General features: G+C 68.5%; 26 protein-coding genes and 1 riboswitch. Of the genes, 24 read left to right on the plus strand and 2 right to left on the minus strand.

Annotated features, from left to right (window positions below):
- The 15 genes from BMZ17_RS00730 to BMZ17_RS00800 all read left to right on the plus strand — a co-directional run bounded on the left by BMZ17_RS00730 (position 1) and on the right by BMZ17_RS00800 (position 13005).
- Positions 1 to 1218 (plus strand): type II secretion system protein XpsF, encoded by a 1218-nt coding sequence (locus BMZ17_RS00730; RefSeq protein WP_093133896.1) that lies wholly within the window; start codon positions 1 to 3, stop codon positions 1216 to 1218.
- A 48-nt stretch (positions 1219 to 1266) separates the two neighbouring features.
- Positions 1267 to 1704: a type II secretion system major pseudopilin GspG gene (gspG, locus tag BMZ17_RS00735; protein ID WP_093133899.1), complete on the plus strand. Its 438-nt coding sequence runs from the start codon at positions 1267 to 1269 to the stop codon at positions 1702 to 1704.
- A gap of 9 nt (positions 1705 to 1713) precedes the next feature.
- Positions 1714 to 2190, plus strand: coding sequence for a type II secretion system protein XpsH (locus BMZ17_RS00740; RefSeq protein WP_254775159.1), 477 nt, complete (start codon positions 1714 to 1716; stop codon positions 2188 to 2190).
- Positions 2190 to 2693, plus strand: a complete 504-nt coding sequence (locus BMZ17_RS00745) for a type II secretion system protein XpsI (RefSeq protein WP_254775160.1) — start codon at positions 2190 to 2192, stop codon at positions 2691 to 2693. The genes BMZ17_RS00740 and BMZ17_RS00745 overlap by 1 nt, the downstream gene beginning before the upstream one ends.
- Positions 2690 to 3328, plus strand: coding sequence for a general secretion pathway protein GspJ (locus tag BMZ17_RS00750; protein WP_093133905.1), 639 nt, complete (start codon positions 2690 to 2692; stop codon positions 3326 to 3328). Before BMZ17_RS00745 ends, BMZ17_RS00750 begins: the two co-directional genes overlap by 4 nt.
- A gap of 11 nt (positions 3329 to 3339) precedes the next feature.
- A complete protein-coding gene (locus BMZ17_RS00755; protein WP_093137967.1) occupies positions 3340 to 4200 on the plus strand; it encodes a type II secretion system minor pseudopilin in 861 nt (286 codons plus the stop codon).
- Complete coding sequence (locus BMZ17_RS00760; RefSeq protein WP_093133908.1) at positions 4197 to 5342, plus strand: PilN domain-containing protein; 1146 nt, start codon at positions 4197 to 4199, stop codon at positions 5340 to 5342. Before BMZ17_RS00755 ends, BMZ17_RS00760 begins: the two co-directional genes overlap by 4 nt.
- Positions 5332 to 5967: a type II secretion system protein GspM gene (gene gspM / locus BMZ17_RS00765; RefSeq protein ID WP_093133911.1), complete on the plus strand. Its 636-nt coding sequence runs from the start codon at positions 5332 to 5334 to the stop codon at positions 5965 to 5967. Before BMZ17_RS00760 ends, gspM begins: the two co-directional genes overlap by 11 nt.
- Positions 5957 to 6766, plus strand: coding sequence for a hypothetical protein (locus tag BMZ17_RS00770; RefSeq protein WP_093137968.1), 810 nt, complete (start codon positions 5957 to 5959; stop codon positions 6764 to 6766). Before gspM ends, BMZ17_RS00770 begins: the two co-directional genes overlap by 11 nt.
- Before the next feature lie 9 nt (positions 6767 to 6775).
- Complete coding sequence (gspD, locus tag BMZ17_RS00775; RefSeq protein ID WP_093133914.1) at positions 6776 to 9025, plus strand: type II secretion system secretin GspD; 2250 nt, start codon at positions 6776 to 6778, stop codon at positions 9023 to 9025.
- Entirely contained in the window at positions 9022 to 9867 is an 846-nt protein-coding gene (locus tag BMZ17_RS00780; RefSeq protein ID WP_093133918.1) for a glycosyltransferase family 2 protein, read from the plus strand. Before gspD ends, BMZ17_RS00780 begins: the two co-directional genes overlap by 4 nt.
- Positions 9824 to 10696, plus strand: a complete 873-nt coding sequence (locus BMZ17_RS00785; RefSeq protein WP_093133922.1) for a glycosyltransferase family 2 protein — start codon at positions 9824 to 9826, stop codon at positions 10694 to 10696. The genes BMZ17_RS00780 and BMZ17_RS00785 overlap by 44 nt, the downstream gene beginning before the upstream one ends.
- 48 nt (positions 10697 to 10744) lie before the next feature.
- A complete protein-coding gene (pncB, locus tag BMZ17_RS00790) occupies positions 10745 to 11932 on the plus strand; it encodes a nicotinate phosphoribosyltransferase (protein ID WP_093133927.1) in 1188 nt (395 codons plus the stop codon).
- The gene (def, locus tag BMZ17_RS00795) at positions 11929 to 12456 is read left to right on the plus strand and encodes a peptide deformylase (RefSeq protein WP_093133931.1); all 528 of its coding nucleotides are present in this window, start codon (positions 11929 to 11931) and stop codon (positions 12454 to 12456) included. The genes pncB and def overlap by 4 nt, the downstream gene beginning before the upstream one ends.
- 90 nt (positions 12457 to 12546) lie before the next feature.
- A complete protein-coding gene (locus BMZ17_RS00800; RefSeq protein ID WP_175485439.1) occupies positions 12547 to 13005 on the plus strand; it encodes a DUF2501 domain-containing protein in 459 nt (152 codons plus the stop codon).
- Between the two features lie 163 nt (positions 13006 to 13168).
- Here BMZ17_RS00800 and ettA read toward each other — a convergent pair whose 3' ends face one another.
- Positions 13169 to 14830, minus strand: a complete 1662-nt coding sequence (gene ettA / locus BMZ17_RS00805; protein ID WP_093133938.1) for an energy-dependent translational throttle protein EttA — start codon at positions 14828 to 14830, stop codon at positions 13169 to 13171.
- A gap of 238 nt (positions 14831 to 15068) precedes the next feature.
- Between ettA and BMZ17_RS00810 the strand changes: the two genes are divergently transcribed.
- The 5 genes from BMZ17_RS00810 to ribD all read left to right on the plus strand — a co-directional run bounded on the left by BMZ17_RS00810 (position 15069) and on the right by ribD (position 19120).
- Positions 15069 to 15521: an RcnB family protein gene (locus BMZ17_RS00810; protein ID WP_093133941.1), complete on the plus strand. Its 453-nt coding sequence runs from the start codon at positions 15069 to 15071 to the stop codon at positions 15519 to 15521.
- Between the two features lie 221 nt (positions 15522 to 15742).
- The gene (glyA, locus tag BMZ17_RS00815) at positions 15743 to 16996 is read left to right on the plus strand and encodes a serine hydroxymethyltransferase (RefSeq protein ID WP_093133944.1); all 1254 of its coding nucleotides are present in this window, start codon (positions 15743 to 15745) and stop codon (positions 16994 to 16996) included.
- Between the two features lie 15 nt (positions 16997 to 17011).
- A complete protein-coding gene (nrdR, locus tag BMZ17_RS00820) occupies positions 17012 to 17545 on the plus strand; it encodes a transcriptional regulator NrdR (RefSeq protein ID WP_093133947.1) in 534 nt (177 codons plus the stop codon).
- An 11-nt stretch (positions 17546 to 17556) separates the two neighbouring features.
- Complete coding sequence (locus tag BMZ17_RS00825) at positions 17557 to 18033, plus strand: GNAT family N-acetyltransferase (RefSeq protein WP_093133951.1); 477 nt, start codon at positions 17557 to 17559, stop codon at positions 18031 to 18033.
- Positions 18026 to 19120 (plus strand): bifunctional diaminohydroxyphosphoribosylaminopyrimidine deaminase/5-amino-6-(5-phosphoribosylamino)uracil reductase RibD, encoded by a 1095-nt coding sequence (gene ribD / locus BMZ17_RS00830; protein ID WP_093133954.1) that lies wholly within the window; start codon positions 18026 to 18028, stop codon positions 19118 to 19120. Before BMZ17_RS00825 ends, ribD begins: the two co-directional genes overlap by 8 nt.
- A 60-nt stretch (positions 19121 to 19180) precedes the next feature.
- On the opposite strand, the gene BMZ17_RS00835 is transcribed toward ribD, so the two are convergent.
- A complete protein-coding gene (locus tag BMZ17_RS00835; RefSeq protein WP_093133957.1) occupies positions 19181 to 19804 on the minus strand; it encodes a hypothetical protein in 624 nt (207 codons plus the stop codon).
- A gap of 184 nt (positions 19805 to 19988) precedes the next feature.
- Positions 19989 to 20177, plus strand: a riboswitch (FMN riboswitch).
- 153 nt (positions 20178 to 20330) lie between these two features.
- Between BMZ17_RS00835 and BMZ17_RS00840 the strand changes: the two genes are divergently transcribed.
- The 4 genes from BMZ17_RS00840 to nusB are packed head-to-tail and all read left to right on the plus strand — an operon-like array spanning position 20331 to position 23018.
- Entirely contained in the window at positions 20331 to 20936 is a 606-nt protein-coding gene (locus BMZ17_RS00840) for a riboflavin synthase (RefSeq protein WP_093133960.1), read from the plus strand.
- Entirely contained in the window at positions 20933 to 22054 is a 1122-nt protein-coding gene (gene ribB, locus BMZ17_RS00845) for a 3,4-dihydroxy-2-butanone-4-phosphate synthase (protein ID WP_093133963.1), read from the plus strand. The genes BMZ17_RS00840 and ribB overlap by 4 nt, the downstream gene beginning before the upstream one ends.
- A 32-nt stretch (positions 22055 to 22086) precedes the next feature.
- Positions 22087 to 22554, plus strand: a complete 468-nt coding sequence (gene ribH, locus BMZ17_RS00850; RefSeq protein ID WP_093133966.1) for a 6,7-dimethyl-8-ribityllumazine synthase — start codon at positions 22087 to 22089, stop codon at positions 22552 to 22554.
- Positions 22551 to 23018, plus strand: a complete 468-nt coding sequence (gene nusB / locus BMZ17_RS00855; protein ID WP_093133969.1) for a transcription antitermination factor NusB — start codon at positions 22551 to 22553, stop codon at positions 23016 to 23018. Before ribH ends, nusB begins: the two co-directional genes overlap by 4 nt.
- Positions 23019 to 23025 lie beyond the last annotated feature (7 nt).

Here is a 23025-nt window from a genome sequence, read left to right on the forward strand (position 1 = left end):
ATGCCTCTCTATCGCTACAAAGCGCTCAACGCGCGCGGTGATGTGCTGGAGGCGCAGATGGAAGCGGCCAGCGAGGCCGATGTGGTCGCGCGCCTGCAGGAGCAGGGTCATTTGCCGATGGAGGCCAAGCTCGCGTCCGAAGGCGGCGGGCTGGGCGCGTTCAAGCTGCTGCTGCAGCCCAATGCGTTTGGTGGACAGCGCTTGGTGTTGTTCACCCAGCAGCTGGCGACGTTGCTGGGCGCGGGCCAGCCACTGGATCGCGCGCTGACGATCCTGCTGGAGCTGCCGGACGAGGACAAGGCGCGCAACACCGTGGCCGACATCCGTGAAGCCGTGCGCGGCGGTGCGCCGCTGTCCACCGCACTGGAGCGCCAGCACGGCACGTTCTCGCGGCTGTACATCAACATGGTCCGTGCGGGCGAAGCGGGCGGCAACCTGCACGACACGCTGCAGCGGCTGGCCGATTACCTTGAGCGCAGCCGCGCGCTCAAGGGCCGGGTGGTCAACGCGCTGATCTACCCGGCGATCCTGCTGGTGGTGGTCGGGCTGGCAATGCTGTTCCTGCTGGGCTACGTGGTGCCGCAGTTCTCGCAGATGTACGAAAGCCTGGATGTGGCGTTGCCGTGGTTCACCAACATCGTGCTGGCGATCGGCCAGTTCGTCGCCGGTTGGTGGCTGCTGTTGATCGTGATCCCGGCGGTGCTGGCGCTGTGGGTCGATCGCAAGCGGCGCGACATCGCATTCCGCGATCGCTTCGATGCGTGGATCCTGCAGCGAAAGCTGGTCGGCCCGCTGATCGCACGGCTGGAAACCGCGCGCCTGGCCCGCACGCTGGGCACGCTGCTGCGCAACGGCGTGCCACTGTTGGGCGCGCTGGGCATCGCCCGCAACGTGCTGGGCAATCGCGCGCTGGCGGCCGATGTGGAAAGCGCCGCCGATGCGGTGAAGAACGGCCGCGCGCTGTCCACCTCGCTGGGCGCCGGCAAGCGCTTTCCTCGGCTCGCCCTGCAGATGATGCAGGTGGGCGAGGAATCCGGCGCGCTGGATACGATGCTGCTCAAGACCGCCGACACCTTCGAAACACAGACCGCGCAGGCGCTGGACCGCATGCTCGCCGCGCTGGTGCCGGCGGTGACGCTGGTGCTGGCCGCTGTGGTGGGTGCGGTCATCATCGCCGTGCTGGTGCCGCTGTACGATCTGGCCGGTGCCATCAACTGACACAATCGCCATTCCCCCGAACTCGCAACACGTAACGGAAGACCGCACATGCACAACCGACGTTCGATCCCCAAGCTGCCCTCGCGCGCCGCACAGGCGGGCTTCACCCTGATGGAAATCATCGTGGTGGTGATCCTGATCGGCGGCATCGTCGCCTTCGCCGCGACCCGCATCCTGGGCAACGCCGACCGCGCCAAGGTCAACCTGGCCAAGGCACAGGTGCAGACGGTGGCCGAGAAGATCCAGCAGTTCGAGATGGACACCGGCCGCCTGCCCGGCGCGCTGTCCGAGCTGGTCACCGCGCCGGGCGATGCCACCGGCTGGCTCGGCCCGTACGCCAAGGACACCGAGTTGAAGGACCCCTGGAACCACCAGTACCAGTACGCCGTGCCGGGCCAGAGCGGCCCGTTCGACCTGATCAGCCTGGGCAAGGATGGCCAGCCCGGCGGCGACAGCGTCAACGCCGATATTCCGTACCAGAACTGATTGCCTGACGTGCGCCGCCGCGCGCCCGCGCCCGGCCGTTCCACCCGGGGCTTCACCCTGATCGAAGTGCTGGTGGTGATCGCGCTGATCGCCCTGATCGGCACGATGACGGCGGTGGCGATGAGCGGTGGCCTGCAGGGCGTGCGCCTGCGCAGTGCGTCGAAAGAGATCGCCTCGCAACTGCGCTTCACCCGTGCGCAGGCGATCGCCAGCGGCCAGCCGCAGCGCTTCGTGATCAATCCGTCCGGGCATCTGTATGCGTCGCCAGGCAAGCGCGATGGGCGCATCCCGCAGGAGCTGGGCATCGCGTTCTACGGCGCGCGCCAGGCCAGTGCACAGGCGGGCGAAGGCGCGATCGTCTTCTATCCCGATGGCGCCTCGACCGGTGGCAGCGTCGAGCTGTCGGCGAAACAAGCCGCACGCCGGATCACCGTGGCCTGGCTCACGGGTGAAGTGCGCCTTGAAACGCCGGGCGCAGCGCCGTGATGCGACGCGTGGTGCGCCGGCAACGCGGCTTCAGTCCGGCCCTCGGGCGCAGCCCTCAGGCGTTCAGTCGGCCGGGCGGCAGTGCCGCCCAAGCGGCCGGCTTCACCCTTATCGAAGTGGTGGTGGCCTTCGGCCTGCTGGCGCTCGCGCTGACGCTGCTGCTCGGCGCGCTGTCCGGCGCGGCGCGGCAGATCCACCAGGCGGCACTGTCCGGACGCGCGGCGCTGCACGCACAGACCTTATTGGCCCAGGTGGGCGCCGGTGGAGGGCTGGAACCGGGCCACGACGAAGGCGACCTGGACCAGGGCCGTTATCACTGGACCCTGGATATCGCGCCGTGGACCGATCCGCGCCTGCCCACCGATGGCTTAGCGAGCCCCGGCGCCGCGCGCCTGCTGGAAGTGCAGCTCAGCGTGCGCTGGGGCGCGCGCGACGGCGAGCGCCTGCAGTGGCGCAGCCTGCGCCTGGCGCCAGCAGAAGGCACGCTGGGAGCGACGCAATGAAGCGCGCGCAGGCCGGCTTCACCTTGATGGAAATCCTGCTGGCCACGCTGCTGCTGGCCGCGGGCCTGGCGGTGGGCTTTGCCACGCTGCGTGCGGCCACGGCGATGGTCCATCGCGGCGAAGTCACCGCGGCGCGCAACGAGCGCATCCGCGCGGTGCAGGGCTTCCTGCGCAGTCACCTGGCCTCGGCGCAGGCGATTGCCTACGCCGTGGACGAGCAGAAAGGCATCGCCAGCCGCTTCGCCGGCAGTGCGGGCCAGATGCGCTTCGTGGCCGACATCCCTGATTACCTGGGCCGCGGCGGGCCGTACCTGCACGATGTCGAAGTGGTCGAAGACGGCACCCGCCTGCAGGTGGGGCTGGCGATGGTGCAATCCGGGCAGACCATCGTCGAACCCGGCCCGGCGCGGCCGCCGGAGCTGCTGGCCGATCACCTCAAGTCGGTGCGCTTCCGCTATCGCGGCCTGCTGCCCGACGGTGGTGGCCTGGGCGACTGGCAAGACGGCTGGAGCCAGGTCGAAACCCTGCCGGTGCAGGTCTCCATCGAGATCGAAGCCGACGACGGCACGCACTGGCCGGACATGATCGTCACCCTGGCCCAAGGCAACGGCACCGCCCACGAGGTGACGCCGTGAGCCAGCGGCGCATGCCCGTTCGACGCGATGCCCAGCGCGGCGTCGCGCTGCTGCTGGTGGTGTGGCTGATCGCGCTGCTGACGGCGCTGATCGGCGCCTTCGCCATCACTGCGCGGGTCGAGTCGCTGCAGGGCCGGGTGCTGGCGCAGGGCAGCGTGACGCAGGAAATCGCCCGGGCCGGCGTGGAATACGCGCTGCAGCGCGTGGCCGACGCCGATGCGCGCACCCGCTGGGTGCCCGATGGCCGTCCCTACGCCTGGACCTACGCCGGCAGCCAGCTGGAGGTGCAGCTGGTGGACGAGACCGGCAAGGTCGATCTTAACCAGACCGATGCCCAGACCCTGGCCAACCTGCTGCGCGCGGTCGGGGTGGAAGACGGCCAGGCCCAGCAGCTGGCCGGTGCGGTCATCGACTGGCGCGATAGCGATCCGCTGGTCCAGCCCACCAGCGGTGCCGAGGACCCGCAGTACGCCGAGGCCGGCCTGCCGTATGGCGCCAAGGACGCGCCGTTCGAAACCGTGGGCGAGGTCGAGCAGGTGCTGGGTTGGACGCCGGACATCTATGCCCGCGTGCGACCGTACCTCACCCTCTACAGCGGCCGCAGCCGACCCGATCCGACCTACGCGCAGGGACCGGTGCTGACCGCATTGGGCATGGATCCCAGTCTGGTGCTTGCCCAGCGCCAGGGCGCCAACGGCCAGGTGGCCGGGGTCGTGGGCCAGGGGACCGGCACGTATAGTATCGAGAGCCGCGCACGACGCCCCGATGGCCGCCAGGCGGTGCTGCGGGCGGTGGTGCGCGCGGGGGGCGGTCCGACGCCGGGCGCCATGTATACGACGTTGCGCTGGGAGGAAGGTTGGGAACCCCGATGACGACACCCCGCGCCGGCACGTCCGTGCTGCCGGGCTTGGGGCGCTCGATGGGCGCTGCCAGCCGCTTTTTCTCCTGGTGGCGCGACGCGCTGTCCAGCTGGCTGCCGGCCCGCTGGCGCACGCTGTTCGGCCTGGCCGCCGAGCGCCTGCTGCTGGTGCCGCAGGCCGCTGAAGCGGCCCTGGTCAAATCCGGCCCGGCCGGGCTGGAAACACTCGCCTCGCTGCCGCTGCCGGTGAGCAGCGCCGAACTCGACGCCGTGCTCGACTCCCGTCTGGCTGGCCTGCCGCGCTGGAGCCTGCTGCCAGCCGTGCAGGTGCTGCGCCGGCCGCTGCTGCTGCCGGCCGCCGCCGCCGAGCGCCTGCGCGAAGTCGTCGGTTTCGAGATCGATCGGCAGACCCCGTTCACCGCCGACGCGGTGTATTTCGATGCGCGCATCACCGGCCGCCGTGCCGACGGCCAGATCGAGGCCGAGCTGGTCGTGGTCCGGCGCCAGGGCGTGGATCGCGCGCTGGAAGCGCTCGGCCCGGTCGCCCAGGGGCTGGCCGGCTTGGACGTGGCCGATGCCAGCGGCCAGCCGCTGGGCGTCAACCTGCTGCCGCCGGCCCTGCGCGTGCGCCGGGCCAGCCCGGCCCGCAGCTGGAACCTGATCGCCGCGCTGGTGGCGGTGCTGGCCCTGGCCTTCGCCGGCTGGCAGGTACTGGCCAATCGCGAGGCCGCCGCCGATGCCTTCGCCGCGCAGGTCGAGCGCAGTGCCGCCCAGGCCCGCGGCGTGGCCGCGCAGCGCCAGCAGCTGGTGGATCTGGTCGAAGGCGCCAAGTTCCTCCAGGCCCAGCGCGCCGCGCGCCCGACCACGGTCGAGGTGCTGGACGAGCTCACCCGCCTGCTGCCCGACAACACCTATCTGGAGAAGGTCTCGATCGAAGGCGACCGCCTGCTGCTGATCGGCCTGAGCCCGGAGGCGCCCGGCTTGGTCAAGGTGCTGGAGGGGTCCAAGCTGTGGACCTCGCCGGCGCTGACCGGTGCACTGCAGATGGATCGCCGCACCCGGCTGGACCGCTTCAGCATGACCGCGCAACTGGCCGGTCCCAAGCCGCCGTCGAACACCGCGCCCAAAACCGGCAGGACGCCCAATGGCCGCTAGGACCGCGCAACAGGATCGCTGGCTGGCGTTGGGCCTGCTGCTGGCCGCGCTGGCGCTGGCCTACCTGGTGCTGGTGCATCCGTGGTGGACCATGCCGATGCGCGAGGTCGGCGCGCGCATCGCCGAATCGCAATCGCGCGAACTGCGCGTGCGCACCCAGCTGCAGCAGCGCCCGCAGGTCGAGCGCCAGCTTGCCGCCGCGCAGGCCGCGCTGGGCAACCGGCCGGGTTTCCTGACCGAACCCTCGGCCGAGCTGGCCACCGCCGCGCTCACCCAGCGCCTGGAAACCGTGGTCGGCCAGGCCAGCCCCGGCAACCGCAGCTGCGCCATCACCAACCGCTCGCCGTTCCCGGCCGGCGGCGGCGAGCGCTTCCCGCGCGTGGTGGTGCAGGTGACCCTGCGTTGCGGCGTGCCGGAGACGGCCGCCGTGCTGCACGCGCTGGAATCGGGCAGCCCGCGGCTGTTCGTGGATAACCTCAACATCCTGGCGCAGAGCTTCAACTTCCGCACGCCACAGGCCGAAGACCAGAGCGGCGGGTTGAACGTCAGCTTCGACCTGTCCGGTTATCTCAAGCCGTCGCCGGCCGCGCCGACGCCCGCGCGTGGGGGTGCCCGTGCGCAGTGAAACCCTCGGCCCGCGCACCTGGCTACTGCTGGCCCTGGCCGGCTGGGCGGTGCTGACCGCGGTACTGGCGCTGGCCGGGATGGGCCGCCGGATCGTGCCGCTGCCCGATGACCCCGGCCTGGTCCAGGCCTTGCCCGCGCTGCCCGCGCCGGCGCCCGAGCGGTTGGGGCCGCTGGAGCAGTATTCGGAAATCAGCCGCCGGCCGGTGTTCGCCTCCGACCGCCAGCCGCATCCGTTCTACCTGGAGGGCCAGGGCGGCGAGCAGGCCAGCAAGGGCTTCGATTACGTGCTGACCAGCGTGCTGATCACCCCGCGCGTGCGGTTGGCGATCCTGCAGTCGCCGGGCGAAGGCGGCCCGGCCTCGGCCGTGCGGGTGAAGGTGGGCGAATCGCCGGCGGCCTCGCCGGGTTGGCGCCTGGCCGAGCTGGAACCGCGCCGCGCCATCTTCGAAGGCCCCGAAGGCCAGCGCACGCTGGAGTTGCGCGTGTTCGACGGCCAGGGTGGCGAACCACCGACCCAGTTGGCCTCGCAGCAGAACGGCGCCGCGCAAGCGGCCACGCCGCCGATCCCGCCGCCACCGGCGCGCAGCGGCAACACGCCGCCGCGCGAGCGGCCGTCGCCATCCGACACCCAGGGCCGCGGTGCACCGCCCTCGGCCGACGCGGCCGATCCGGCGCCACCCGCGCAGGCACCACAGACGACCGAGCAGCAGATGCAGGCGATCCGTGAGCGCATCGAAGCGCGCCGCCGGCAGATGCGCGAACAACAGAATTCCGGCGCCCCGGGAAACACCAAGTAGAGTGAAGACATGACGTCACGCAACGCCTTTCTTTTGAGTGTCCTGCTGGGTCTGTTGGCCGGTTGCGCCACCGCGCCGGTGCCCGAAGTGCAACGCCGCGGCAATCCCGCCAATCCGGAAGCCGCCGCAGGCGCGGCGCAGACTTCGCCGCTGGAATCGGCCGAGGCGCCGCAGGCCGGCCCGCAGGCGCAGATCCGGCGCGGCAGCGGCCAGGTGATCAACCGCAGCGCCGCCGCGGCCGCGCCGCCCGCGCTGTCCGGCGGCACCAACGGCAGCGCGACGTTCAACTTCGAGGGCGAGTCGCTGCCGGCCGTGGTCAAGGCGATCCTGAGCGACATGCTGGGCCAGAACTACGTGATCGCGCCCGGTGTGCAGGGCACGGTGACGTTGGCCACGCCGCACGCGGTCTCGCCGGCGCAGGCGCTGTCGCTGCTGGAGCAGGTGCTGAGCTGGAACAACGCGCGCATGGTCTACGCCGACGGCCGCTACAACATCGTCCCGGCCGACCAGGCGCTGCAGGGTACGGTCGCGCCGCGTTCGGGCGATGCCGGCAACGCGCGTGGTTACGAGGTGCGGGTGGTGCCGCTGCGCTTCATCGCCGCCAACGAGATGAAGAAGATCCTGGAGCCATACGCGCGCAGCAACGCCGTCATTGGCACCGATCCCACCCGCAACATCATCACCATCAGCGGCTCGCGCAGCGAGCTGGAAAACTACCTGCGCACCATCCAGATCTTCGACGTGGATTGGCTCTCGGGCATGTCGGTGGGCGTGTTCCCGCTGGAGACCGGGCAGGCCACCAAGGTCGTGGCCGATCTTGAGAAAGTCTTCGGCGAGAACAGCAAGACGCCCAGCGCCGGCATGTTCCGCTTCATGCCGCTGGAAGGCTCCAACGCGGTGATGGTCATCACCCCGCAGGCGTCCTACCTGGACCAGATCCAGGACTGGCTGGAACGCATCGACAACGCCGGCGACACGCCGCGCCTGTTTTCGTACGAGTTGAAATACATCAAGGCGCGGGATCTGGCGGACCGCTTGGCCGAGGTCTTCGGCAGCGGTGGACGTAACAGCAACAGCAGCGGCTCGAACGTGTCGCTGGCACCCGGTGCCGCCGGTGGCTCGCTGAGTGACAGTGGTCTGGATGGGCGTGATAGCAGCTTCAGTTTTGGATCCGGTAACAATTCGTCCAACGATTCGTCAATGGGTGGCTTGAGCGACAGCAGCCTCGGTGGGTCGTCCAGCACAGGGAACGGCGGCGCCTCGCTCCAGTTGGATCGCGCGCGCAACGGCAATGGCGCCGTCCAGCTTGAGGTGGAAGGCAGCAAGGTCGGCGTTGCGGCCGTGGAAGAAACCAATTCATTGCTGGTGCGTGCCAGCGGTAATGCGTGGCGCTCGATCAAGGACGTCATCGACAGGCTCGATGTCATGCCGATGCAGGTGCATATCGAAGCGCAGGTCGCCGAAGTCAACCTCACTGGCGAGCTCAGCTACGGCGTTAACTGGTATTTCGAGCAGGCGGTGAACGCGCCGCTTTCCGGCACCGCTACAAGCGTGATCGGCAATGGCGCGGGCCTTCCCAGCGCGGTGGGGCGCCAGATCTGGGGCGACATTGCTGGCCAGGTCGGCAGTGGTGGCGTGGGCTGGACCTTCCTGGGGAAGAACGCAGCAGCAGTTATTTCGGCCTTGGATGAAGTTACCGACGTGCGCCTGCTGCAGACGCCCTCGATCTTCGTGCGCAACAACGCCGAAGCTACGCTCAATGTCGGTAGCCGCATTCCGATTTCATCGGTCTCCGTCGATACCGGCACGACCACCGCCACCTACAGCCAGGTGCAGTACATCGATACCGGCGTGTCGTTGAAGGTGCGCCCCCGCGTCACGCGGGACGGCATGGTGTTCATGGATATCGTGCAGGAAGTGAGCTCGCCGGGCGACGAGCCGGATGAAAACGGCAATGTGCGCATCAATAGTCGCCGCATGAAGACAGAAGCAGCAGTCCAGGCCGGCGACACCGTGATGCTGGCGGGCCTGATCAGCGACACCACAAGCAACGGCTCGTCGGGTGTGCCGGGCTTGAGCCGGATTCCCTGGGTGGGTGCGCTGTTCGGCCGCAAGACCCAGAACACAGGGCGCAACGAAGTCATCATCCTGCTCACCCCCACCATCGTGCGCAATCCGCAGGAAGCGCGGAACCTCACCGACGAATACAGCCAGCGGTTCCGTGCGATGGAACCGTTGAAGCCATCGCAGGGCAAGTGAGCCAAACGTCCTCCGCTGCATCGCCTGTCGTCCTGCTGCCCGTCGGCGTGGACGACGAGGCGCTGGACGCGTGCCTGGCTGCCCTGGAAGCCAGCACGCCGGCCGGCACCCAGGTCTGGCTGGCCGATGACGCGCAGAGCGGGCCGCGTGGCCGCGCGCTGATCGAACGCTGGCTGGCCAGTACAAAGCTCAAGGCCGACTACACCCGTCGGCCGGTGCCGTTGGGCGAGGTCGCGCACCTGGATGAAATGCTCGCTGCCTGCGCCGGCATCGACGTGGTGGTGCTGGCGCCCGATGCACAGCCGCTGGCGGGCTGGCTGACGCAGCTCAGTGCGTGCTTCGCCGGCGATGCGTCCATTGCCACCGCCACGCCGTGGTGCAACGCCGGTGAGTCGGCTGCGTGGCCGCGCCTGGGCGAAGTCTCGCCGCCGCCGGCCGATCCGCAGCGCACCGCGCAGGCCTGCGCGGCGATGCCGGCGACCTATCCCGAACTGCCGGCCGCCGTCAGCCACGCGGTGGCACTGCGCGGTCGTGCGCGTGCACGTGCTGGCGGGCTTGACCCGCACAGCTACCAAAGCTGGTACGCGGCGTTGATCGATCTTTCGTTGCGCTTGTCCGGACTGGGCTGGCGCAACGTGCTGTGCGACACCGCCTTTGTCGCGCGCGGTGGCGAAGGCGGCCCGGGCGATGGCGACATGGATGCGCTGGCCACGCGCTGGCCGGACTGGAACGCGCGCCTGGCGCGCTTCCTCATGGACGACCCCCTGCACGAGGTGCGTGCCCGCCTTGACGCCTGCCATGCGCAGGCTGGAACGGAATTGCAGCGTGAACTCTTCGGCTGAAGGCGGCGGCATCGCCGCGGTGGTGGTGACCCACCAGAGTGCCTCGACCATCGATGCCTGCCTGACCCGGCTGCGCGCGGCGCAGGGCGTCGTGCAGATACGCGTGGTCGACAATGCCTCGGACGACGGCACGCTGGAGCTGGTCCAGCGCCATGCGGCGCGCGACCCGCGCGTGCACTTCATCGGCAATCCGGACAACCCCGGCTTCTCGGTGGGCTGTAACCAGGGTGCGGCCGATTCGTCGGCGCCGTGGCTGGCCTTTGTCAATCCGGACCTGATGGTCGAAGCCGACACGCTGCTGCGTCTGCGCGCGCATGCGCAGGCCCACGCGCCGGTGCTGCTGGGCGTGGAGTTGGTCGACGAGGAAGGCCAGTCCGATGCGGCCGCGCGGCGGCGCGATCCGGACTTCGGCGCAATGCTGCGCGCGCCCGGGCGCGGCCAGCTGGGCGTGCCGCGCGAAGCGGGGCAGCGCGTGCAGGAAGTCGAAGCGGTGTCCGGCGCATTGATGTTCATCGCCCGCGAACGGTTCAACGCGCTGGGCGGCTTCGACACCGGTTACCGCCTGCACGCCGAGGACCTGGACCTGTGCCGGCGTGCGCGCGTGGCCGGCACGCGCGTGGCGGTGGCCAACGATGTGTGCGTGCTGCACATCCGCGGCGTGTCCAGCCGTTCCCGGCCGCTGTTCGTGGAATGGCACAAGCATCGCGGCCTGTGGCGCTACTTCCGCAAGTTCGAGGCGTCGCATCGCGCGCTGCCCACGCGCATCGGCGTGTGGGGTGTGATCTGGGCGCACTTCGTCATGGCCGCAACGGTGCGTCTGCTGCGCTGAGCGCTGGCCGTGATGCGCGGCCGTCTGGGCGGCGCGCATAATCGGGCCATGATCATTCCCTCGCTGCTCGACACCGATCTGTACAAGTTCACGATGATGCAGGCGGTGCTGCATCAGTACCCGGCCGCGCAGGTGCAGTACCGGTTCAAGTGCCGCACGCCGGGCATCGACCTGGCTGCGCACCTGGGCCGGATCTCCGACGAGATCGATGCGCTGTGCACGCTGCGCTTCACGCCGGGCGAGCTGGATTACCTGCGCAGCCTGCGTTTCATCAAGCCGGATTTCGTCGACTTCCTCGGCCTGTTCCACTTCGATCGCAAGTACGTCTCGCTCAAGGCGTCGACCGAAGTGCCGGGCGAGATCGAACTGGAAATCGAAGGCCCGTGGCTGCACACAATCCTGTTCGAAGTGCCATTGCTGGCGATCATCAACGAGGTCTACTTCGACGCGCTGGGGCAGGGCGATCTGGAAGAGGGCGCGCGCCGGCTCGACGCCAAGATCGAACGCCTGCGCGCAATCCCCGACGCGGCTGGCTGCGCGATCGCCGATTACGGCACGCGCCGGCGCTACTCGCGCGCCTGGCACGCACAGATGCTGCCGCGCCTGCGCGACGGGCTGGGCGCGCAGTTCGTCGGGACGAGCAATGTGCACTTCGCCCGCCAATACGGCATGACGCCGCTGGGCACGATGGCGCACGAGTGGCTGCAGGCCTTCCAGGCGCTGGGCCCGCGCCTGCGCGATGCACAGGCGGCTGCGCTGGAAGCCTGGGCGCGCGAGTATCGCGGCGACCTGGGCATCGCGCTCAGCGATGTCGTCGGTACCGATGCGTTCCTGCGTGACTACGACATGTACTTCTGCAAGCTGTTCGACGGGATGCGCCACGACTCGGGCGATCCCTTCGCCTGGGGCGAGCGGATGCTGGCGCACCTGGTGGCCAACCGCGTCGATCCGTCGGCCAAGTCGCTGGTCTTCAGCGATGGCCTGGATGTGGAAAAGGTGGCGCAGCTGTACGCGCACTTCCACGGACGCTGCCGCCTGGCCTTCGGCATCGGCACCAACCTCACCAACGACCTGGGCCCCAAGGCGCTGAACATCGTCATCAAGATGACGCGTTGCAACGGCCAGCCCGTGGCCAAGCTGTCCGACTCGCCGGGCAAGAGCATGTGCGACGATCCGGCCTACGTGCGTTACCTGCGGCAGGTGTTCGGCCTGCCACCCGAGGAGATGGCGGCATGATCCGAGACATCGTGCGCATGGGCGAGCCCGTGCTGCTGCAGCTGGCCGAGCCGGTCGAACACTTCGCCACCGGCGAACTGCGCGACCTGGTCGATGACATGTTCCAGACGATGGTGCAGGCCAATGGCGTCGGCCTGGCCGCGCCGCAGGTGGCGGTGAGCAAGCGGGTGATCGTGTTCGGCTTCGAGCAGAACCCGCGCTATCCCGATGCGCCGGCCGTGCCGCGCACAGCGCTGTTCAACCCGGTGATCGAGCCGCTCTCCGATGAGCTGGAAGATGGCTGGGAGGGTTGTCTTTCCATTCCCGGCCTGCGCGCGGTGATCCCGCGTTTCAAGCGCATCCGCTACACCGGCTGGAATGCGGAAGGCCAGCGCGTGGACCAGATCGCTGAAGGCTTCCACGCACGCGTGGTGCAGCACGAGGTCGATCACCTGGACGGCATCCTGTATCCCTCGCGGATCAAGGATTTCAGCACCTTCGGCTTTACCGATGTGCTGTTTCCGGAGCTTGGCGCGGGCAAGTGAGCGCCGCGTTCTGCGATGGGCGGCGTGCTCGCGTCATGCGGGGCTGTTAGCCTGCGCGCATCTTCCTCGTGACAGGTGGGCGCCGTGATGATGACTTCCAATCTCCTGCGGACCAGCGTGCTGATCGCCGCGTTGGGCGTCTGCGCCACCGCGCAGGCGCAGAGCTTCAAGGACATGCTCAAGAGCCAGCAGTCCAGCCAGTCCACGCAATCCAGCGGGCAGGGCAGCAGCGCGCTGGGTGCGCTCGGCGGCCTGTCGATGCCGGCCATGAGCGGCAACACCGCCGGCAATGCCGCGGGCGTGCTGCAGTACTGCGTGCAGCGCAAATATCTCAGCGCCAACGCGGTGACCTCGGTCAAGGACAAGCTGATGTCCAAGTACGGCCTGGGCAGCCCGCAGCAGGCCGAGCAGTCGCCGGACTACAAGAGCGGCGCGATGGGCCTGCTCAAGGGCGATGGCGGCAAGTCCTTCAACCTGGAATCGGTGTCGGGCAAGGTCAAGGACAAGGCCTGCGATTACGTGCTCGACAATGCGACCAAGCTGATTTGATACGGCGCTGCTGGTGGAATGAAAAAGCCCCGCTCTCGCGGGGCTTTTTGTTTTCGTAAAACAGAAAGGCAAAGTCCCTGGATCCCCGCCTGCGCGGGGATGGCGGAGGCATGCCTCCGCCGGGCTTGGCAAAGGCGCCTGCTTTAGCAGGCGCGCCAAGTCATCACTTCAACGCCTTGAAGCGCAGGCGGGTCGGACCGGCGGCGTCGCCCAGGCGGCGCTTCTTGTCTTCCTCGTACTCGCGGTAGTTGCCCTGGAAGAACTCCACGTGCGAGTCACCTTCGAACGCCAGGATGTGCGTGGCGATGCGGTCCAGGAACCAGCGGTCATGGCTGATGACGAAGGTGTTGCCCGGGAACTCCAGCAGCGCGTCTTCCAGCGCGCGCAGGGTTTCGATGTCCAGGTCGTTGGACGGTTCGTCGAGCAGCAGCACGTTGCCGCCCTGCAGCAGCGTCTTGGCCATGTGCAGGCGGCCGCGTTCACCACCTGACAGCGAACCGACCAGCTTCTGCTGGTCCTGGCCCTTGAAGTTGAAGCGGCCGATGTAGGCACGCGACTGGATCTCGATGCCGTTGATGTTGAGGATGTCCAGGCCGCCCGCGATTTCCTGGAAAACGTTGTGGTTGCCTTCCAGCGCGTCGCGGCTCTGGTCCACGTAGGACAGCTGCACGCTGGGGCCGACAATGATTTCGCCGGTGTCGGGCTTTTCCTGGCCGGTGATCATCTTGAACAGGGTCGACTTGCCGGCGCCGTTGGGGCCGATGATGCCGACGATCGCGCCGCCCGGGACCAAGAAACTCAGGTTGTCGAACAGCAGGCGGTCGCCGAACTTCTTGGAGACGTTCTTGAACTCCATCACCGCATTGCCCAGGCGCTCGCCCGGCGGGATGAAGATTTCATTGGTCTCGTTGCGCTTCTGGTAGTCCACCGACTGCAGCTCTTCCAGGCGGGCCAGACGGGCCTTGCCCTTGGTGCGGCCGCCCTTGGCGTTCTGGCGCGACCACTCCAGTTCCTTCTGGATCGCCTTCTGGCGGGCCTTTTCCTGGTTGTCTTCCTGCTTGAGGCGGTCTTCCTTCTGCATCAGCCAGTCGGTGTAGTTGCCCTTCCACGGAATGCCGCGGCCGCGGTCCAGTTCCAGGATCCACTCGGCGGCGTTGTCCAGGAAGTAGCGGTCATGGGTGACGGCCACCACGGTGCCGGTGTAGCGGGCCAGGAACTGCTCCAGCCACTCGACCGACTCGGCGTCGAGGTGGTTGGTCGGTTCGTCGAGCAGCAGCATGTCCGGCTTCTGCAGCAGCAGGCGGCACAGCGCGACGCGGCGCTTCTCACCACCGGACAGTTTGCCGACGATGGCCTCCCACGGCGGCAGGCGCAGCGCGTCGGCGGCGATGTCCAGCTGCTGCTCCAGGGTGCTGGCGTCGCCGGCGGCCAGGATCGCCTCCAGGCGCTCCTGTTCCTTGGCCAGCGCGTCGAAATCGGCGCCTTCCTCGGCATAGGCGTCATACACGCGGTCCAGCGCGGCCTGGGCCTGCAGCACCTCGCCCACGCCTTCTTCCACGGCCTCGCGCACGGTGTGCTCGGGGTTGAGCTCGGGTTCCTGCGCCAGGTAGCCGACCTTGATGCCCGGCTGCGGGCGGGCCTCGCCCTCGAAATCGGTGTCCACACCGGCCATGATCTTCAGCACCGTCGACTTGCCCGCGCCGTTCAGGCCCAGCAGGCCGATCTTGGCGCCGGGGAAGAAGCTCAGCGAGATGTCCTTGATGATCTGCCGCTTGGGCGGGACCACCTTGGACACGCGATTCATGGTGTAGATGTATTGCGACATGGGGTCTCCGGCGTGGGCGCAGCCTGCCGACCGCGGCTGCAGCGCAGCGAGGAGGGCAGTGAAAAGGGATCGCCCATTATAGCGGCGGCGCCAAGTCCGCCGATACGAGGCCGCGAAACTGAACAGGGGGCATTCCCCAGCATTAACGGAACTTTTGTAAACCGTTTCCAGCCAGTTTGCGTTCACCCCGGCAGCGCATCATCTGCATCGTGACACCACGTTACGGAGACGCCACGCCATGAAACGCACGATTCTTTCCCTGCTGAGCATTCCTGTCCTCGCCATGTCGCTGGCAGCAGCGCCGGCCATGGCAGACGACCGTGATCACCACGACCGCGGCCGCCATGGTTGGGACGACCGCCATGATCGCCACGACGATCGTCGGGACGACCGCCGCGATCGCCGCGAGGCCTACCGCGACGGGTACCGCGACGGCTATCGCCGCCCGGTGGTGGTGGAGCGCAACTACTACCGTCCGGCCCCGCGCCCGGTCTATCGCCCGTATGCCTATGAACGCGGCTACCGCTACAACAACTACTACGGTGGTCGTACGGTCGTGATCAATGACTATGGTCGCTACCACGTGCGCCAGCCGCCGCGCGGCTACCACTGGGTGCGCGATGACCGCGGCAACCTGATCATGGTCGCCATCGCCACGGGCATCATCACCGACCTGCTGCTGAACCATTAAGCCGCAGCGGATAGAAGGTCTGAAAAGGCGCCTCCTCCGGAGGCGCTTTTTTCTTTTGTCCTGCCGGCGGGCCGTGTGACCCGCGCGCCTCGGTTAGTGCCTGGGCCGGGGTAATTTGGTGGAAGAACGCCCGGAAGGCTTACAATCCGCAACCCCGTTGGCCCCGCGGCTGCACGTCGCGCTGGCCTGCCGACCTGCCCACAGCATTTCCCGGAGACCCCATGTTCCCGCGTGACGTCCGTATCGAAAGCTATGACCCCGAGCTGGCCAAGGCCATCGCCGCCGAAGCGCAGCGCCAAGAGGATCACGTCGAGCTGATCGCCAGCGAGAACTACACCAGCCCGGCCGTCATGGAGGCCCAGGGCAGCCAGCTGACCAACAAGTACGCCGAAGGCTATCCGGGCAAGCGCTACTACGGCGGCTGCGAGTTCGTGGACATCGCCGAGAAGCTGGCGATCGAGCGCCTGAAGGAACTCTTCGGCGCCGATTACGCCAACGTGCAGCCGCACAGCGGCTCGCAGGCCAACCAGGCCGTGTACTTCGCCCTGCTGCAGCCGGGTGACACCATCCTGGGCATGTCGCTGGCCCACGGCGGCCACTTGACCCACGGGGCCAAGGTCAACGCGTCGGGCAAGCTGTTCAACGCCATCCAATACGGCGTGAACGAGGCCGGCCTGATCGATTACGACGAAGTCGAGCGCCTGGCGCTGGAACACAAGCCGAAGATGGTCGTGGCCGGCTTCAGCGCGTATTCGCAGGTGGTGGACTGGGCGCGCTTCCGCGCCATCGCCGACAAGGTTGGCGCCTACCTGTTCGTGGACATGGCGCACGTGGCCGGCCTGGTCGCCGCCGGCGTGTATCCGAGCCCGCTGGAACACGCGCACGTGGTCACCTCGACCACCCACAAGACCCTGCGCGGCCCGCGCGGCGGCATCATCATCGCCAAGGGCGCCGGCGAAGAGATCGAGAAGAAGCTGCAGTCGATCGTGTTCCCCGGCATCCAGGGCGGCCCGCTGATGCACGTCATCGCGGCCAAGGCCGTGGCCTTCAAGGAAGCGCTGGAGCCGGGCTTCAAGGCCTACCAGGCCCAGGTAGTGAAGAACGCCCAGGCGATGGCCAACACCCTGATCGCGCGCGGTTACAAGATCGTCTCCGGCGGCACCCAGAACCACCTGATGCTGGTGGACATGATCGGCAAGGACGTGTCCGGCAAGGACGCGGAGGCCGCGCTGGGCAAGGCCCACATCACCACCAACAAGAACTCGGTGCCCGGCGATCCGCGCTCGCCGTTCGTGACCTCGGGCCTGCGCCTGGGCACGCCGGCGATCACCACGCGCGGCTACCAGGAAGCCGACACGATCGAGCTGGCCAACTGGATCGCCGACGTGCTCGACGCCCCCAGCGATGAATCGGTGCTGGCGGCGGTGCGCGAGAAGGTCACCGCGCAGTGCAAGAAGTTCCCGGTCTACGGCTGAGTCAGGTCCACTGACATGCATTGCCCCTTCTGTCAGAACAGCGACACCCGCGTGATCGACTCGCGCGTGTCCGAAGACGGGGCGACCATCCGCCGGCGTCGCGAATGCGAAGCCTGTGGCGAGCGCTTCAGCACGCTGGAAACCATCGAGCTGAAGCTGCCGGCAGTGATCAAGTCCGACGGCCGCCGCGATGTCTTCGACGCACGCAAGCTTCGCCAGAGTTTCGACCGCGCCCTACACAAGCGCGCGGTGTCCGAAGAGCAGATCGAGGCCTCTGTGCGTGCGGTGGTGCAGCAGCTGCGCCGCACCACCGAGCGCGAGCTGCCGTCGCGCCGCGTGGGTGAGTTCGTGATGGCCGAGCTGCGCAAGCTCGACCATGTGGCCTTCGTGCGCTATGCCTCGGTGTATCGCAGCTTCGAGGACGTGGCCGACTTCCGCGAGGAACTGGACCGCCTGGAGCGCGACCTGCCCGGCGAGGACCAGCTGCCGCTGCTCGGCGGTGAAGTGCTGCCGTTCGGCAAGCCGGGCGACAAGACCAAGAAGCGCTGATCCGCGCCGTCGTGCAGATCGCGCCGCTCTGCGAGCATCCGCAGCACCTGACATCGCTGGCCCAGGCCCACCTGCAGGCCTTCGGCGGGCTGTTGCCGGACTGGACGCTGGACCAGGCCTTGGCCGAACTGGCTGCACACGATGCGGGGGATGTCATTCCCACCACGTGGATTGCACTGGACGGCGACGCCTGGCGCGGCTCGGTCAGCCTGCTGGCCAACGACGACGCGCGCATCGACCAGTACACGCCATGGCTGGCCTCGCTCTATGTGCGGCCTGAAGCGCGCGCCGCGGGCACCGGCGCCGCGCTGGTGCAGCGCTGTGTGGAAGCGGCTGCAGCGCTGGGCGTGCCGCGCCTGCACCTGTACTGTCAGGACGCGCTGGTGCCGTACTACGCGCGTCTGGGCTGGACGCCCATCGACCGTTTGCCGCTTGGCCTGTTGCACGTGGTGGTGATGGCCATCGAACCGGGATCTGCCCATGTCTGAGTTTTCCGCCACCGATCACGTCCACATGGCGCGCGCGCTGCGCCTGGCCGAGCGCGGTGCCTGGACCGCCAAGCCCAACCCGATGGTCGGCTGCGTCATCGCCTACGGCGACGCGGTGGTGGGCGAGGGCTTCCATCAGTACGCCGGCCAGCCGCACGCGGAAGTCTTCGCCCTGCGCCAGGCTGGCGAACGTGCGCGCGGCGCCACCGCCTACGTGACCCTGGAGCCGTGCGCACATACCGGGCGCACCGGCCCGTGCGCCGAGGCGCTGGTCGCTGCAGGCGTCAGCCGCGTGGTGGCGGCGATGCGCGACCCGTTCCCGCAGGTCGATGGTGCCGGTTTCGAGAAGCTTCATGCCGCCGGCATCGCCGTGCAGGTCGGCCTGCTGGAAGCGCAGGTGCGCGAGCTCAATCGCGGCTTCATCTCGCACGTGGTCCGCGGCCGGCCGTGGGTGCGCGTGAAGCTGGGCGCCAGCCTTGATGCGCGCACTGCGATGGCCAGCGGCGAGTCCAAGTGGATCACCGGCGCGTCCGCGCGCGCGGACGTGCAGCGCTGGCGCGCGCGGGCCGGCGCCATCGTCACCGGCGCGCGCACGGTGATCGCCGATGATCCTTCGCTGACCGCGCGGCCGGAAGAAGACCAGCCTTTCCTGCCGCCGTTGCGCGTGGTGCTGGATGCCACGCTGTCCAGCTTGGCCCACACCCGCGTGCAGGAGGGTGAGGCGCCGACGTTGTACCTGCACGGCCCGATGCCGACCCGCATCGCCGACCACGACAACGTCCGCTACCAGGAAGTCCCGCTGGCCGGCGGCCGGCTGGACCTGCGCGCCGTGCTGGCGACGCTGGCCCAGCACCGTATCTGCGAGATTCAGATTGAAGCTGGCGCCACGCTGTCCGGCGAACTGGTCGCCGCCGGCCTGGTCGACGAACTGCTGCTCTACGTCGCCCCGACCCTGCTCGGCGACAGCGCCCGCCCGCTGCTGTCGCACCTCAACATCGCCGCCCTGACCGAACAGCAGCACCTGCGCGTGGTCGACGAGCGCCGCATCGGCCAGGACCTGCGCTTGCTGCTGCGGCCCGCGGGCTGAAGTCCGCAAAAAAGAACGGGCCCATCGGGCCCGTTCTTTCATTGCCTTGCGTATGCCTGCTTAGAAGCTGGCGCGCACGCCGACCGACGCCTGCGTCGCACCGTCGTAGACCTGCACTTCGCCGACCAGACCCCAGGTCTGGGTGAAGCTGACCTGGCCGCCGAAGGTGCCGACGAACTTGCCTTCGTCCAGATCGCTGCCGTCGAAGTAGCCGGCCTTCAGCCACAGCTCGGTCCGGGCCGACGGCTTGCCGCGCACGCCGGCGCTGACGCGGCCAACGTTGACGTGATCGCTCTCGGTGGCGCTCGCGCCATCCAAGCTCGCCTTCGCCTTGACGCCCAAGCGGACGTACGCCAGGTCGGCGATGAAATCCAGGCGATCGGTGAACGGCATGTGGTAGCCGATGCCGGCCTCGGGCTGATCGAGCGTGACTTTCAGCTTGAGACCGTCGTAGCGATACGTTTTGCTGGCCTGCGCCCAGCTGCCAAAGACGTAGGCCGATTCGGCGATCGCCACCGATCCGCGGATGTAACCGCCGTCGAGGCTCGGATCGTCCAGAAAGTCGTCATCCAGTTTGACCTGGGTGTAGCCAGCTTCAACAAAGGTGTAGCTCATCGGCAGGTCTGCCGCGGACGCGGCAAAGGGCATGGCGACCAGAACGGCGGCCAGAAAGGTCTTGCGCATTGGAAATGTTCCCCTGAGTCCTTGTGAACCCGTCCGTTGCGGACAGGCGTTGTTGGCGATGGTTCCTCCATCGCGGCCGGAATCTTAATGAAAATTCCGCGGAAAGCCAGCCGCGCAACGCTCCGGTCTGCGAGTGGGCTGGTGGTGGCTGGTAGACTGCGCGGGTCGGTTCGCCGGCATTCGTAAACGTCTTCAGGGCGGGGTGCGATTCCCCACCGGCGGTAGGTGCAGGCTGCAAGGTCCGCACGAGCCCGCGAGCGCTCCGGCAGGTGTGGTCATGCCCGCCGGAGGTCAGCAGATCCGGTCCGATGCCGGAGCCGACGGTTGGTGCCTTTCACCAGGTGCCAGAAAGTCCGGATGAAAGAAGACGGCCCGCACCACGACGGTAGCGTCGTGCGCGTGCCATTGCCTTGTGGCGTTTTTCGCTCTGGATCCTTGCGAGAAACGTAGCCATGTCACAGCTGTTCCCGTTGTCCCCGTCCGCGCCGCGCGCGGCACGTGCCGCCTCCCACGCGGAGGTGCGCTGATGTTCACCGGCATCATCGAAGGCGTCGGCCGCCTGGCTGCCGCGCAGCCGCTCGGCGGCGATACCCGTTTCACCTTCGACGTCGGCTCGCTGCCGTTCGAGGCCGTGCAGCTGGGCGAAAGCATTGCCGTCAACGGCGTCTGCCTGACCGTGATCGCGTTCGACGCGACCAGCTTCCAGGCCGATGCGTCCACCGAAACGCTCTCGCTCACCACACTGGGCGGCCTGCAGGTCGGCGCCGCGCTGAACCTGGAGCGCGCCATGCGCCCGACCGATCGCCTCGGCGGCCATCTGGTCAGCGGCCATGTCGATGGCCTGGGTCGCGTGCTGTCGGTGCACGATGATGCGCGCGCCCAGCGCTGGCGCTTCGCCGCGCCGGCCGCGCTGCTGAAGTACATCGCCAAGAAGGGCTCGATCTGCGTCGACGGCACCAGCCTGACCGTCAACGAGGTCGACGGCGAAGGCTTCGAAGTCGCGTTGATCCCGCACACCGTCGCCAACACGCGCTTCGCCCAGACCAACGTGGGTGATGCGGTGAACCTGGAAATCGACCTGGTGGCGCGCTACGTCGAGCGCCTGCTGGGCGCACAGGGAGCGCAGGCATGAACTTCGCCCCCGTCCCCGAACTCCTGGAAGACATCCGCCAGGGCCGCATGGTCGTCATCGTCGATGACGAGGACCGCGAGAACGAAGGCGACCTGATCATGGCCGCCGAGCTGGTCAAGCCGTCGGACATCAATTTCATGGTCACCCACGGCCGCGGCCTGGTGTGCCTGCCGCTCACCCGCGAGCGGGCCGGCCAGCTCGGCCTGGCGCCGATGGTCCAGGCCAATACGGCCCAGTTCCAGACCAACTTCACCGTCAGCATCGAGGCGGCCGAAGGCGTCACCACGGGCATTTCGGCCTACGACCGCGCCCATACCATCCGCACCGCGGTCAAGCCCGACGCCAAGCCGGTTGACCTGCACCAGCCGGGCCACATCTTTCCGCTGATCGCCCAGCCCGGCGGCGTGCTGACCCGCGCCGGCCACACCGAGGCGGGCGTGGACCTGGCGATGCTGGCCGGGCTGGAGCCGGCTGGCGTGCTGGTGGAGATCCTCAACCCCGATGGCTCGATGGCGCGTCGCCCGGAACTGGAGGTCTTCGCCCGCGAGCACGGCCTGAAGATGGGCTCGATCGCCGATCTGATCGCCTACCGCCTGGCCACCGAGCACACGGTCGAGCGCGTGGACGAGCGCGAGATCGAGACCGAGTTCGGTCCGTTCAAGCTGGTGACCTACCGCGACCGCATTGCCCACGACCTGCATTTCGCCCTGGTCCGCGGCACCCCGGACGCCGCCACGCCCACCCTGGTGCGCGTGCAGGTGGAAAACCCGCTGGCCGACCTGCTGCACTGGCGCCGCGACGATTTCGGCGTGGCTTCCACCGATGCCCTGCGGGCGATCGCCGCCGAAGGGCAGGGCGTGATGGTGGTGCTGTCGGCCCCGCGCGATGGCGACGCCCTGCTGGCCCGCCTGCGCAAGGAGACGCCGGTGCGCCCGCCGGGCAAGGACAAGGACGTGGGCCAGTGGCGGCGCAACGGCGCCGGGGCGCAGATCCTCTCGGATCTGGGCCTGGGCAAGCTGCGCGTGCTGGGCACGCCGCGCCGCCAAGTGGGCCTGTCCGGGTTCGGCCTGGAAGTGGTGGAAACCCTCCCGCCGGCCGATCCGGCCGTCACGCGCTAAACTGACCGACCCTTTTTCGGCTGTACCGACGGATGACCCATTACGAAGGCGACCTGCGCGTGTCCGACGGCGCACGGTTCGCGATCATCGCCAGTCGCTGGAACGCGCGCATCGTCGATGCGCTCGTGGCCGGCGCGCGCAAGGAACTGGCCGGCAACGGCATCGCCGAAAGCCAGGTCGACGTGATCCGCGTCCCCGGCGCCTGGGAGATCCCGCTGGTGGCCGCGCGCATCGCCAAGGCCGGCCACCACGCCGCCGTGCTGGCGCTGGGTTGCGTGATCCGCGGCGACACCCGCCATTACGAGCACGTGGCCGACGGCTGTTCCGAGGGCCTGATGCGCGTCCAGCTGGATTCGCGCATCCCGGTGCTCAACGGCGTGCTGGCCGTGGAAGTGGCCGAGGACGCCGAGGCCCGCGCTGGCGGCAGCCACGGCAACAAGGGCGAAGAGGTCGCGCTGGCCGCGGTCGAGCTGGTCAACCTGCTGGAGAAACTGCCATGAACCGTCCCGGACCGCGTCGCGGTGATGGCGTCGATCCCGTCCTGCGTGCCCGGGCGCGTCGCCGCGCGCTGCAGGCTGTCTACGCCTGGCAGATGGCCGGCGGCACGACCCAGGGCGTGATCGCCCAGTTCGCCCACGAGCAGGCGCACGAAGTGGCCGACCTGGAGTATTTCGAGGATCTGGTCCGCGGTGTGATGGCGCACAGCAAGGAGCTGGACGAAGCATTGCTGCCACACCTGGACCGTGAAGTGGCCGAGGTCGACCAGATCGAGCGTGCGGTGCTGCGCATCGCCGCCTACGAGCTGCGCAATCGCGTGGACGTGCCGTATCGCGTGGTCATCAACGAGGCCATCGAGACGGCCAAGCGCTTCGGCGCCGAGCACGGCCACACCTACGTCAACGGCGTGCTGGACCGCGCCGCGCTGGCATGGCGCCCGGCCGAGGCCAACGCGCGCAGCCGCTGACGCTGCG

This window comes from Pseudoxanthomonas sp. GM95, from assembly GCF_900109775.1.
GTDB lineage: Bacteria > Pseudomonadota > Gammaproteobacteria > Xanthomonadales > Xanthomonadaceae > Pseudoxanthomonas_A.